The sequence below is a fragment of the Pseudomonas sp. 4CAES_32.4 genome (assembly GCF_058136335.1).
In genome coordinates this window covers 1,027,758-1,041,403 of the sequence record NZ_CM176882.1, presented here as the reverse complement: position 1 = coordinate 1,041,403, position 13,646 = coordinate 1,027,758, and the positions used below count along the sequence as shown (strand labels likewise).

Here is a 13,646-nt window from a genome sequence, read left to right as displayed (position 1 = left end):
GAGTTACACCGCGTTATCGTTCTTCGCTAGCAGGGTTAGCTCCCACAGGGTTTGCGCTGAGTCGGGGCCTTATGCTCAAGCAGAAATCTCTGTGGGAGCCAGCCCTGCTGGCGATGCAGGCGACCCGGTCTCTGAGTTACACCGCGTTATCGTTCTTCGCTAGCAGGCTCGCTCCCACCGGGGGCGGTGGGGTGTCATTGGGCGAACGCACCTGAATGATCAGCAGCGCGGCGATCACAGCCGGGATCGCGCAGAAGAAGAAAATCTGTTCAACCGGGATGTGCATCGCCAGCAACAGGCTGCCGAACAGCGGCCCGAGAATCGAACCGAAACGGCCCACGCCCAGCGCCCAACCGGTGCCGGTGGCACGCACATGTGCCGGATAAAAATTGCTGGCGAAGGCATTCAAGGTCAGTTGTCCGCCGATGATGCAAAACCCGGCAGCGAAGACACAAGTCACCAGATAACGCGGATTGTCGTGATTGATCCCCAGCAGAATCGTGCACAGCGCCGCACCTGCCAGCACGCCGGATAACAGCCGCACCTTGCGCTTCAAGCGATCGGCGAACCAGGCCATGCAGATCGCACCGAGAGTGCCAGCGAACAGGAACATCGACGTCACCAGATTGGCTTCGTTGAGTTTCAGGCCACTTTCCAGCAATAGCGACGGCAACCAGCTGATCATGAAATACAGCAGAATCAGGCTGACGAAAAACGTTGCCCAGATCAGCAGCGTCGGCCGCGCATAGCCGTTGCGAAACAACTCGACCACGGTCAGTCTGCTGCCCTGCTCGCGTTCGTTCTGTTCCACGGTCGCGACGGGCACCTGCCAATCCGGCAGCATTCTTGCCGTGACTTTTTTCAGCCGCACATACGGCGGTGCATCGCGCAGCAAGCGCGGTAGGGATTCCGGCAACATCCACCACAGGAACGGGAACAGCAGCAATGGCGTCACGCCACCGGCGAGGAATACCGCCTGCCAGCCGAATTGATCAATGAAACCCGCTGCAACAAAACCACCCGCCGCACCACCGAACGAGAAGCCGCACGCGGCCAGCGTCACCATCAAGGTACGCAGGCGCGGCGGCGAGTATTCCGACATCAGCGCCATCGCACTCGGCATTGCCCCGCCCATGCCGATGCCGCAGATAAACCGCGCGATCATCAGCGTATTGAGGGAATCGGCGAAGACCATCAGCACAGTCAGGCTGGCGTAGATCAGCACGCAGGCGAGCAGGATTCGCCGCACGCCAAAGCGGTCGGCCAGTGGTGTTACCAGGAGAGAACCCAGAGTCAGGCCAAGCAGGTTAGCGCTGAACACAGGCCCGAACGCGGATTTTTCCAGCCCCCAATCCTGGGCCAACGCTGGCACCACGTAACCGAGCACCTGGGCGTCGTAGCCGTCAGTGACCAGCAACAGAGCCAGCAGAATCAAGAGCAACCACTGATAGCGGGACACAGGACGGGCGTCGAGTGCCGCGCGAAAGCTGGCAATCTGGTTGTGCATCGCAAGGTACCTTTTTTGTTTTTATGATTGTGTGTACAGCGAAAATCTCATGTAGGAGTGAGCCTGCTCGCGATAGCGGTGTGTCATTTAGCAATGATCTGACTGATCCACCGCTATCGCGAGCAAGGTCGCTCCCACAGTGTTATGGGCTATCGGGTTGGTTGGCGGGATGGGCCTTGATGAACGCTGGGTGCTCAGCCGCCAATGCAGCAACGCGGCGAATTTTTGGGTACGCCTCCAACGAAACATTAAAGCGCTCCGCCGCATACAACTGCGGAATCAAATACACATCCGCCACGCACGGCCACTCGCCGAAACTGAAACCGCTGTCGCCAATCAACTGCTCCACCGTCGCCAGCCCCTGGCCGATCCAGTGGCTGATCCACTCGACCACCTGCGGCTCATCCTGCCCCGACTGGCGCAGGCGATTGAGTACGCTGACGTTGTGCAGCGGATGGACATCGCAACCGATCACCGCCGCCACACCTCGCACCTGCGCGCGGGCAACGAGGTCTTCGGGCAATAACGGCACCTGTGGATAACGCTCCTCCAGGTACTCGATGATCGCCGGCGACTGAATCAGCAACTCGCCGTCATCGGTGCGCAGAGCCGGCACCCGGCCCTGTGGATTAATCGCCAGATACGCCGCCTGTCGATGCTCGCCACCGGGCGGTGCGATCAAATTGACCGGCAGCGCCTGATAGTCGAGCCCCTTTAATGCCAGCGCGATGCGCACGCGATACGAAGAGGTCGAACGGTAGTAGGTATAGAGATCCATGAACCGCTCCCGTCAGCGCGCCGCCAGCACTTTGCCACGGCATTCGCCGAAGCCGATCGAGGCAAAACCGTCACGGGCGCAACGCGCACGCAGGATGATTTCGTCGCCGTCCTCAAGGAACTTACGCACTTCGCCAGAAGCCAGTTCGATCGGTTTTTTGCCGCCCTCAGTGATTTCCAGCAGGCTGCCGAACTGACCGTTTTCCGGGCCGGACAAGGTGCCCGAACCGAATAGGTCACCGGCCTGCAACTGGCAGCCGTTGACGCTGTGATGCGCGACCATTTGCGCGACGGTCCAGTACATGTAGCGGGTGTTGCTCAGGGTCAGGCGATGAGCCGGCAGATTCTGCTCGCGCATGGCTTCAGTGAGCAGCAGCACTTCCAGTTCGATGTCGAAAGCGCCGCCATCCTGATCGCGTTTGTCGAACAGATACGGCAGCGGTTGCGGATCGCCTTCAGGGCGCGCCGGTTGTGCGGTGCGGAACGGCTCCAGCGCTTCCGCCGTGACCACCCAAGGCGAGACGCTGGTGATGAAACTCTTCGACAGGAACGGGCCCAGCGGCTGGTATTCCCAAGCCTGGATATCGCGCGCCGACCAATCGTTGAGCAGGCAGAAACCGGCAATGTGATCGGCAGCATCACCGATGGCGATCGAATCACCCATCTCGTTGCCCTGACCGATCCAGATGCCCAGCTCCAGTTCATAGTCCAGACGTGCGCACGGGCCGAAGGTTGGTTCGGTTTGGCCGGCCGGCAGCGTTTGACCTTTCGGGCGGCGTACGTCGGTGCCGGAGGCACGCACGGTGGAGGCGCGACCGTGATAACCAATCGGCACATGCTTGTAGTTCGGCAGCAGCGGGTTATCCGGGCGGAACAGTTTGCCGACGTTCTGCGCGTGCTCGATGCCCACATAGAAGTCGGTGTAATCGCTGATGCGTGCCGGCAGATGCAGCTGGCAATCGGCGGCCAGTGGCAGCAGTTTTGCGCCTTGGGCTTCGATGCTGCCGCGGTGCGTGCTGCCTTCGCTGAACAGTTCCAGCAAACGCTCGCGCAACGCAACACGTGCCTCACGGCCGAGTTCGAAGAATGCGTTCAACTGCCCGCCATGCATGGCTTCCACTGCACTGCGCGCCGCTCCGTCAAACAGCCCAGCCTCCAGCGCCACTTGCAGATCAAAAACCTGCTCGCCAATCGCCACGCCCGCGCGCGGCGCCGAACCGTCGATGCTGAACACTCCGAGCGGCAAGTTCTGCAGCGGGAAATCTGCGTGACCGTTGGCTGAAGCGACCCAGCTGCGGGTGATGGAATTCTGCGTCATGGGTTATCTCCGGGTCGGGTCGAACGTGGCGGGCAGCGTGGCCCAGCAGGCGTCGTAAGTGGATTGCAGTTGCGGGCAGTCGAGGGCGAAGCGGCTTGGGCGCAGCACTTGGCTGGTCTCGAACATGAATGCCATGGTGTTGTCGATCTTCGCCGGTTTGAGTTCGGCGTTGATCGCTTTGGTGCAGGTCTCGCCATCCGGGCCGTGAGCGCTCATGCAACTGTGCAGCGAGGCGCCACCGGGCACGAAGCCTTCAGCCTTGGCGTCGTATTCGCCCTGGATCAAGCCCATGAATTCGTTCATCAGGTTGCGGTGGAACCACGGTGGCCGGAAGGTGTTCTCGGCAACCATCCAGCGCGGCGGGAAGATCACGAAATCGAGGTTGGCCAGACCGTGCACGCTGGTCGGCGAGGTCAGTACGGTAAAGATCGACGGATCCGGGTGATCGAAACTCACCGTGCCGATAGTGTTGAACCGGCGCAGATCATATTTGTACGGCACGTTGTTGCCGTGCCAGGCGACCACGTTCAGCGGCGAGTGATTGAGTTCGGTGGCCCACAACTGGCCGAGGAATTTCTGCACCAGCGTGGTCGGTTGCTGCAGGTTTTCGTATGCAGCGACCGGAGTCAGAAAGTCGCGCGGATTGGCCAGACCGTTACTGCCAATCGGCCCCAGATCCGGCAGACGCAGCGGCGCGCCGTGGTTCTCGGCGACGTAGCCGCGAGCTTGCGCATCGAGCAATTCCACACGAAATTTCAGGCCACGTGGCAGCACGACGATTTCCAGTGGCGCGACTTCCAGCACACCCAATTCAGTGGCGATACGCAGACGGCCAAGTTGCGGCACCAGCAGCAGTTCGCCGTCGGCGTTGAAGAACACCCGCTCCATAGAACGATTGGCGGCGTAGTTGTAAATGCTGATGCCGGACGGTTTTTCGGCGGCGGAGTTGGCCACCATGCTCACCAGGCCATCGATGAAATCAGTTGGCTCGGCCGGGATCTCCAGCGGATTCCAGCGCAGGCGATTCGGCGTCACTTCTCCCAGCGGCCCACCGGCCAATTGCCGTTCCAGTTTGACGAAAGCCGGATGATTGGCCGACGGCTGAATGCGGTACATCCAGGTGCGCCGCGCTTCACTGCGAGTCATGGTGAACGCGGTGCCGGAAAACAATTCGGTGTAGAGGCCGTACGGGGCTTTTTGCGGGGAATTCTGGCCGACGGGTAGCGCGCCGGGTAACGCTTCAGTGCTGAATTCGTTGCCGAAGCCGGACTGGTACGCCAGCGCCTGAGCGGTTGAATCGAGGTTCATGGAGCCTCCTGAACAGGGAGTCGGCAGTGGCCCATCGCTCTGGCTCAGAGGTTTCGGCACGCCGGGGTTGTTATTATCGTAATTCGATTACGCATAACGTAATTTGCTCGCTATGCAGCGTCAAGCTATAAAGACGCCCATTCGTTTCGGAACCCGGCCGCACCATGGAAAAAACCAGCGACAGTAACGGCAAACAGAAAGTCCGCTCCGCCGAAGTCGGCACCGACATCCTCAAGGCTCTGGCCGAGTTGTCGCCCTCGACTTCGCTGTCGCGTCTGGCCGAACACGTGCAGATGCCGGCGAGCAAGGTCCACCGCTATCTACAGGCCTTGATCGCCTCAGGGTTCGCCGAGCAAAACCCCGCCACCAATCATTACGGCCTCGGCCGTGAAGCGTTGCGCGTGGGCCTGGCCGCCCTCAACAGTATGGACGTGCTGAAAGTCGCTGCCCTGCCCTTGGCCGAGCTGCGCGACGAACTCAATGAAACCTGCTTTTTGGCGGTGTGGGGCAATCAGGGCGCAACCGTGGTGCACATCGAACCGGCGGTGCGTGCGGTGACCGTGGTGACGCAACTGGGTTCGGTGTTGCCACTGCTCAGTTCTTCGACGGGATTGGTGTTCAGCGCGTATCTGCCGCATCGGGAGACCGATGAACTGCGTGAGCAGGAAATCGCCGTGGCCGAACATCCGCTAAAAGACGAAAAGGCCTACACAACGCAGTGCGAACAGATCCGCGAACGTGGCCTGCATCATGTGCATGGTTTGCTGATGCCGGGTGTGGATGCGCTGTCGGCACCGGTGTTCAACGCCGTCGGCCAGATCGCTGCGGTACTGACCATCGTCGGCCCGACTTCGCTGTTTCACGCCGACGAAAACGGCCCGGCGGCGCAGCGGTTATTGGCTGCGTCGCGGGCCGTCAGTTGGCGGATGGGTTTTGAGTCATCCGCTAGCCGCCAGTAACATCGATAAACGCTACGTCGAGGTGCACCTGACCTGGATTAACCCAGAATGCGCACGGTTCCATCCACTGCGGGGGGCGTTGCAACAGCCGCCGTGACATAGCTGATACCGACTGGAACGCCGGTGACCGCCGATACAAGATCGGCAATGTCTCGGATAGTCGACAACATCGCGAGTGGGTTGACCGAACTGCCAATGCCCGCCACCTTGCCGACGTAGAGAACAATCGCGCCGCGCCAGGCACTGGCGAACAACGCATTAGCCTTTTCGTCGCTGCCCAGGCTCGCGGCCATGATCCCTTGAACGACCAAATGAGTGATGCGCAACACACTCACGGCAAGACCCAGCGGTGGAATGAACATTGAAGCCACATCCAGTGCAAAATCGATGAGGATTTTCGCGTCTTTCCACACGGCTTCGGAAGGACTGGTCGTTTGATAATCCACGTCTGCGATGAAACGCTGGATCATCTCTTTGTACTCTTGCTGGAATGATCGAATTTGATAGCTGTCGCGCAATACGGGTGCCGGTGTTGCACCTGGCTTGTAGTGTAGATACTTGGCCAACACGTTCTGGATGACCTCCAGATGTTCAAAGCGTGTAACTTTCAGAATATCTTTCTTGAAAGAAGGATTCTCCAACTGAGCGCTCAGTTGTTCTACGGGAAAGAAATCCTTGTCGTTGTAGGTATTAGGGACGTAGATGATCGACTCCTTTCGACCATTTACAGTGCGACTGAAGACGTAAGCTCCCTCGAGTTTCCGCCCCTCTAACGTCAATTCCCATACGCCGTCGCCTGGCGCCTGACCGGTCACAATCCCTCCCAGTCGGGGCAAATCGGTATCCAGGCTATCGATCAAGCCAGTCACCCAATTGAACTGTTCCTGCGAAAGTTCACCTTTCATCTTTTGCAGAACAGCTGCGCGGTGCATCTCGTTTTGCTTCACCTTGCGATAAAGCTCTGCTTTCGTCGAAACATCATTGGCATTGAGGAACTTCGAACGGATGTATGCGAGATACTTCTCACCCGGCATCAAATCGATCAGATCGTTTATCAGTCTGGCATTCAGCGCAGCGATAGGCTGGTTACTGAACGACCAGAAAGTCGCCTGCCGCAGCTCATCCTTCAAAGCATCGTTGGAACTACCGATTGGCAATCTGTATCCGCCCATGAACAGCTTTTCAAAAATCGAGACATCGGATCGCCACATCTGCCATTGGATAAACAATTCCGTCAGACTGATTTTCGACTGAGTATGAAACTTGACCCATACCTCATCGGGATTGATATCGATATTGATTCCCGAGCGACTCAAATACTCAGTCACTGTTTTTTTCACCAGATCGCAGGAAAACTTCTTGAAAGGGGTAACCTCAAGCTTTTCCCTCGAAGCCTCATAGAGCGCTTTGTAATCGGAGTTCAATCGAGTGTGCAGGCCTTGGTCTGCCAAAGTAGCTTTTCGATACCAGCCTGGAGTAGCCAAGCCTATCTCATGACTTTCACATCGCACCAGATTTTGCGCACTGGCATACAGCGGTGCGGGTTCATCTTCATTTCGCAATTCAACAACATCCAACATCAGGCCATCAAAATTGATATTGGGTTGTCGAACTGCAGTTTCGCCCCGGGGTAATGGCTTTTTAAATGAATAACCTTGGCGTTCCAGATACTCTGCTGTACCCGTTGCCTTCAACCAACCGAATACCGTTCGCCGCAACGTGTCGATATCGGCGAACTGAAACCATTCCTGACCCGATGGAAACCCCGGGGCATTAAGCACATGAAGGTCGCGATCAGCGGTGACGCCTCGTCGGCGATAAACCACCAGATCCTTGCACGAGCCAAAACCTGGCCCGGCCGCCAGTCGTTTCGTCTCAATGCTGGTATCGCCGAAGTTGTAACGCATCACCATATCGTTGGCTACCGATGTGACTTGCCTTTGCACAACCGCAGAGAAAATACTCAGCGCTGTTTTGCGTCCCAATACCTCGCGCAAGGATTCGACAACGTCATCATCAGCAAAAACAAACGCCCTCGCGACAATATAATTATTGCGCATATTAGATTGTTTGATAGCCCGGAGAATATTGGCCGAAGTCAATTTTGGATTATCAGTTCTCCCCACGACCTCAATTGCATACTGTCCCTTTTCATCGTGAGCGCCATACATAAAGGCTTGCGTGAGTGTTTTTCTTTCCTTCAACTCAATTCGCTTACCGTCCGCCAACCTCACCGTGTGCGTAACGATTACATAAATCGTATCCGGATCGACCAGTTCGTCGGCACCTGGGGAAATGAATTCCTCGACAGCGGCGCGGGTATAGTCTTTAAGGGATGTTACGTCCTTGGTTAACTCATGAAATTTGACTTGGCTCTCCAGCAGACGCTGCTCCAGACCGAGGAATAGTTCCTGGTTAACGTCGTTGGTGTTTTTCAGCCAGTTTGGCCACGCGCTTTTTTGCATCAGTCGGACTATTCGCGCGTGCCGCGAAAATGCAAGGCGGGGTAAATTTTGCAGGCGCTGTGCCTGTTCTACCCGTGTAACGGTGCCGTTGAACTCCTGATTGCTTGATTTAAACCCCTCAAGCACACGGGAAAGATCCCTTTTAAGTGTGTTCAGCACGCTGTCACAGCCGTATTCGAACAAATCTCCACTCACTTTCAGAAAGCGGATTTTAGCTGCCGCAGTAATAGAGGCGCTTTCTTCAGCGGCCAGCGCGAGCAGCGTAATGTCACGACTGTCTGTTTGCGTCAGACGCTGCTCAAGGGATCGTTGCAAACTCAGCGAGTCAGCGAACACCTCACCGCCGTGGCTGGGCGTATAGAGGAATATTTTCCTGCCGCCACGAGGCGTCAGTTCGTCCAGTACCGGGTCAACCAGAGGAACCGCGAAAGCGCCCGGCAGCACAACGTAATGGCCATTTTTATCTTCAATGCGTACATCGTAAAAATCATGTCGCCGCCCACTTTGCGTGAGAAACGCAAGCGAGCGAAGGTCATCGGACTTGATACCGAATTCCCCACCCGATACGTGCATTTCTTCCCAGAACAGATTTTCTTGCACATTCGCCAGTTCCGCCCTCCGCGAACCGCCCCTGACAGCCGTCGCGGTTTTCGCATAGGTTCGGCTCCAATAACCCTCAACCGTCGAAAGATATTTCGAGGAAAAAACATTCAGCACTTCGCGAATGACTTTCTCGACTACGGCAATGCCCGGTGATTGCACGATGTGCTCAGCCCGTGTGGAGTTTGCAAACTCATAGACGGCATAACGCGACGCGTCATATTGAGCCGAACGACCAGACTCGAGACATTCCAGAAACACCTCAAGCAAACTGCCGACCGGCGGCTTCGGATTGCCCTGCGCACTTACACCCGAACGCAAATTAATAAATAACTTACTGATAAAAACATCAGGATTGCTCTTCTGGAGCTCAGTCAGCAAACAATCCTGGACTGTACTCCGGAACGATGGAATGCGACCGATCTCACTGCGTAACGCGTCAAGCCCATCACGAACCCTGGAAAGATTACTAGTAGAATTATTCATACCGCTTCCTTGTTAACTTGATTTTCGATAGAAGCAAACTGCGCCCATCACTTGAAATCAAACTAACTCAGAGAACAAAGCTACGGATATGCAAAATAGATTTCAAAACCTGAAGAAAAGTGAAGCCGAATACACGACATCCAGTTTTACAAATAAAATCAACTCATGAAACCATGCATTCTGGCCGTAGCCACTGCGTGTGTGCGGCGCGTAACGCCCAACTTTCCGTATATTCTTCTTACATGCGTCTTAACAGTATGCAATGAAATGAAAAGCTTCTGAGCTATTTGCAGATTCGAATCACCCAGCGCAATCATCTGCAACACCTGAAGTTCTCGCTGACTTAGCGAGCCTCGTTCCGACCCTGATAAATGGCTATTATTTTTCGCAACTTTAATCGCGCCACTTAAGAACGACTGCGCTTGACGCAATTCAAATTCTCGACGCGTCTGTTGCAAATTATATTTATCAATAAGCTCAAGTGCTTGCCGTTGATGCTCTTGGGCGACGAGTGCCCTTGATAACAAGGAAGCGGCATCTGCCAAAGCAAAGAACAGCTCAACCTCCAGCAGCACGGACCCGCTCCGCTGTGCCTTATGCAATTGCGAAAGCAGTACAGCGTAATCACTGTCACTGACTCGCTGGTGCATTTGCGCGATGAGCAGTAAATATTCAATGCGCGCTATCAACTCCAGAGTTGCCGGTGGTGCCTGTCGCGCCTGATCACCACGAAAGTGCCGCAACACTCGGCTCAATGCTTCTTCAGCCAGCTCCGGCCGTCCCTGCTGCAACCAGAACTGACTGCTGACTTGCAGCAAGACTCCGCGATAAACCGTGTCCGGAATCTGCCGCTGTTGCATCAATCGCTCGGCATCGCGCAGCCGGCCGAAGGCTTGTGCGTAATCCTCATGATTGGCCGCCAATTGTGCCAGCCCCAGAAAACCGTAGAGCACCCGTTTGTCATGACTGCGCAGGCAATCGTCCAGGCCACTGCGGAAAAACCCGGCGGCGCGGGCCTCCTCGCCCATGCAAAGGGCCAATCGGCCGCGCCGCAAGGCAATGCGCCCGCGCAACGGCACGGGTGGAGATTCGCGCTGTTCGAGCAATGCCTGCATGTTGGCCAGCAACTGTTCGGCCCGTGCCGGGGCGCCACGTTGTTCGAGCCATTGCGCATGATCCAGCTCAAGCAGGCCTTCGAACAACAATGAACCCTGCGCCCTGGCCAGGCACAACGCCTCGCGGTTGATCGCATACGCCAGTTCCAGTTCGCCGCAGAGCAAGGCTTGCTGGGTTTGCCCCGACAGGCACAACAGCCGCGCCGTCCAGGCGTCAGCGCTCAACTCCGCCAGCGCCTCCTGGAAATGCTCGCGAGCCGCCGTCATCCGCCCCTGCAAATGCAAGAGCCAACCCTGCAATGCCTGCCAGCGGGCAATCCATTGCCGCTGCTGCCGCGCTGAAGGTTGCGGGACGAATCGCGCCATGTGTTCGATGCAGGCGGCGGCTTGTTCGAAACGTCCGGCAAACAGCAATGCGGCGGTGATCATCCCGACCTGTTGCGGTGAGCATAGGGTCAACTCTTCGCCCTGTTGCTCGTGCAGACGCAGCAACAGCACCACGGTCTGATCTTCGAACAGGTCCTCGAAAGTGAAATGCTGCAACAGGCTGATCGCCACTTCATTTTCTTGCGCGTGCAAGGCTTGTTCGAATGCCGCCCGCCAGTCCTCACGCGCGCAAAACCATTGGCACGCCAGGCGATGCCAGGATCGCCCCTGTGGCCAATGTGCTTCTTGCATCACCCGGGTCAACGGCGGAAAAACCTGCAACCACTCGTTTGATGCCTGCCACGGTTCGATGAAGCAACCCAGCATCTGCAACTCGCGCAGGTACTGCGCACCTTCACCGGCGCCAAACAAATGCTCACACAGATCCGCGTTGAAACGCGGCAGGTGCGCCAGTACTCGCCAGGCTTCGGCCAGCTCCGGGGAAAGATGGCTGAAGAGTTCGTGTTGCAGGTAGTCGAACAGTGTGTCGATGCGCTGCTGCTGCGGCGGCTGGTTTTGCGCCCAGTCGCACTTCTGCAGCAGCGCCATGCGCACGCCCGCGCACCAGCCGCCGGTGCGCTGCACGATGCGCGAAGCCACGCTGCAGACCTGCTCGGCAGGCAGATGTGTCAGCGCCTGGGCAATCTCCTCCGGGGTCAGCGCCAGCGTCGTGCTGTCACACTCGTGGAGTTCGTCATCCAGCAGCAGGCGCGGCCAGTTGCACGGCGGACGCCGACGTGTGGCGATCCACCAGGTGAGCGCCGGATTGTTCAGGGACAACAGGCGATCAAGCAGGGCATCGAGTGCAGGCTCGGGTTGCCGACAATAATCGTCGAGCACCAGCCAGGTCGGTTGCGATACGCGATGCAAAGCCGCGCGAATGTCCTCTTCATCAGCATCGGGCAAACCCAGCGCCTGCCCCAGACGCTGACAAAAACCTTCAACACTCAGCGCTGCGCCCGCCAGGGCAAGCCAGCGTACGGCGCACGACGCCGGGGCCTGCAACATGCATTCGGTGAGCAACGCACTCTTGCCGCTGCCCGCCGGTGCACACAGCAATCGCACCCGCGCCATCGACTCAAGCAATGGCCCGCTCAAGCGCCCACGCGATTGATGATGGGACGACAGTCTGGGCAAGAATCCCGGGCGATCCAGGCACGAGGTCATAGCGGTCATCGCAGTGCGCCTTTTTATAGTTGTCCGGCAACCCTAGCCCTCTGCGAGCAGGTTGTTGACGAGTATTCAGCGCGCTGATTGATGCCCATAAAAAAGGCGACCATACGGTCGCCTTTTGTCTTGCCGATGTATCCAGACCGTTACCGCACGCCCTCGGTACGCAGGGCCGATGGCGTGAAGTCGGCGGCTTTGGCTTCGAAGCCGAATTCGAAGCTGTGCTTCTCTTCGTTCTTCATCCCCAAGGCAATGTAGCGACCGGCAATGATGTCGTAGAGCGCTTCGAGCGTGTAAGCCTGGGCCTGGTGATCGTAGTAATACTGCGCGTGACCTTCGGCGACACGCCACAGTTGCCCGCGACCATCGTAGTGATCAGCCAGCGCCACTTGCCAGCTGTCCTCGTCGATGTACATGTGGCGCTTGGCGTAGATGTGCCGTTCGTTCGGCTTGACGGTGCCGATCACCTCCCAGACACGGTGCAGTTCGTAGCGGGTCAGGTCCTGATTGATGTGCCCGGCCTTGACCACGTCGTCGTACTTGAGGCTCGGCGAATCGAGTTTGTAGCTGTTGTACGGAATGTACATTTCCTTTTTGCCAACCAGTTTCCAGTCATAGCGATCCGGGGCGCCGGAGAACATGTCGAAGTTGTCGGATGTGCGCAGGCCATCGGCCGCCGTGCCCGGGCCGTCATAGGCCACTTGCGGGGCGCGACGCACGCGGCGCTGGCCGGCGTTGTAGATCCACGCCAGGCGCGGTTCCTTCACCTGATCGAGGGTTTCGTGAACCAGCAACACGTTACCGGCCAGACGCGCCGGCGCGGTCACCGACTGTTTGAAGAAGGTCAGCACATTGGCGGCTTTGTCCGGGTCGATGTCCTTCATCAATTGCGGCACGGCGATCACTTCTTCAAAGCGGATCGGCGTGTAGCTGCCATTGGTTTGCGGGGTCACCTGAGTGATGATGCGTTTGACGTTGCCACCGTGATAACGGGTGATGTGGTTCCACAACACCTCGACGCCGTTCTTCGGAATCGGGAACGCGTAGTAACGATTGCCAGTGAAATTGGCGAGGCCGTTGCCGTCGTTGATCGTGGTCACATTCAGCGCGCTGCGCTTGGCCGACTCGTAGATGTCCGCCGGTGCGGCGACGGTGCGATGGGTCGGATAGACCGGGATCTTGTAGGTTTCCGGGTAGCGTTTGAACATCGCCACCTGGCCGTCGGAGAGTTTGTCCTTGTACTTGTCGACGTTCGCTGCGGTGATGGTGAACAACGGTTTTTCACTGGCAAACGGGTCGGCGAGAAAACCTTTGCTGTCCACCGCCCCGGCGTTTTTTGGCAGGCCACCAGTCCACGCCGGAATCGAGCCGTCGGCATTGCCGGCCTTCTCGGCGCCCAGCGGGGTCAGGCTGGTGCCGAGTTTATTAGCCTCATCTGGCGACACCGCCGCCATCACATTGGCTGCCAGCAGACTCAGGGCCAGCACGCCACATTGCAGAATCGTTTTGCGCATT

The 13,646-nt window shown here is 57.6% G+C and carries 8 protein-coding genes; 1 reads left to right on the top strand and 7 read right to left on the bottom strand.

All coding sequences use genetic code 11. The features are described 5' to 3' along the window. Positions 1-136 precede the first annotated feature (136 nt). The 4 genes from AC3Y64_RS04550 to hmgA all read right to left on the bottom strand — a co-directional run bounded on the left by AC3Y64_RS04550 (position 137) and on the right by hmgA (position 4,910). Positions 137-1,507, bottom strand: a complete 1,371-nt coding sequence (locus AC3Y64_RS04550) for an MFS transporter (protein WP_489986586.1) — start codon at positions 1,505-1,507, stop codon at positions 137-139. 142 nt (positions 1,508-1,649) lie between these two features. Next, complete coding sequence (gene maiA, locus AC3Y64_RS04545) at positions 1,650-2,285, bottom strand: maleylacetoacetate isomerase (protein WP_489986585.1); 636 nt, start codon at positions 2,283-2,285, stop codon at positions 1,650-1,652. Positions 2,286-2,297: 12 nt separating this feature from the next. After that, positions 2,298-3,602, bottom strand: coding sequence for a fumarylacetoacetase (gene fahA / locus AC3Y64_RS04540; RefSeq protein ID WP_489986584.1), 1,305 nt, complete (start codon positions 3,600-3,602; stop codon positions 2,298-2,300). A gap of 3 nt (positions 3,603-3,605) precedes the next feature. Next, the gene (hmgA, locus tag AC3Y64_RS04535; protein ID WP_489986583.1) at positions 3,606-4,910 is read right to left on the bottom strand and encodes a homogentisate 1,2-dioxygenase; all 1,305 of its coding nucleotides are present in this window, start codon (positions 4,908-4,910) and stop codon (positions 3,606-3,608) included. Between the two features lie 164 nt (positions 4,911-5,074). On the opposite strand from hmgA, the gene AC3Y64_RS04530 reads away from it, so the two are divergent. After that, on the top strand, positions 5,075-5,869 hold the full coding sequence (locus AC3Y64_RS04530) for an IclR family transcriptional regulator (RefSeq protein ID WP_489986582.1): 795 nt from the start codon (positions 5,075-5,077) through the stop codon (positions 5,867-5,869). A 38-nt stretch (positions 5,870-5,907) separates the two neighbouring features. Here AC3Y64_RS04530 and AC3Y64_RS04525 read toward each other — a convergent pair whose 3' ends face one another. From AC3Y64_RS04525 to AC3Y64_RS04515, 3 genes are all read right to left on the bottom strand, one after another. Continuing rightward, entirely contained in the window at positions 5,908-9,420 is a 3,513-nt protein-coding gene (locus tag AC3Y64_RS04525) for a dermonecrotic toxin domain-containing protein (RefSeq protein ID WP_489986581.1), read from the bottom strand. Between the two features lie 158 nt (positions 9,421-9,578). Further along, on the bottom strand, positions 9,579-12,137 hold the full coding sequence (locus tag AC3Y64_RS04520) for a helix-turn-helix transcriptional regulator (RefSeq protein ID WP_489986580.1): 2,559 nt from the start codon (positions 12,135-12,137) through the stop codon (positions 9,579-9,581). A 140-nt stretch (positions 12,138-12,277) separates the two neighbouring features. Beyond that, positions 12,278-13,645 carry a DUF1329 domain-containing protein gene (locus AC3Y64_RS04515; RefSeq protein ID WP_489986579.1) on the bottom strand — a complete coding sequence of 456 codons (1,368 nt, stop codon included), beginning with the start codon at positions 13,643-13,645 and terminating at the stop codon, positions 12,278-12,280. Between the last annotated feature and the right edge of the window lies 1 nt (position 13,646).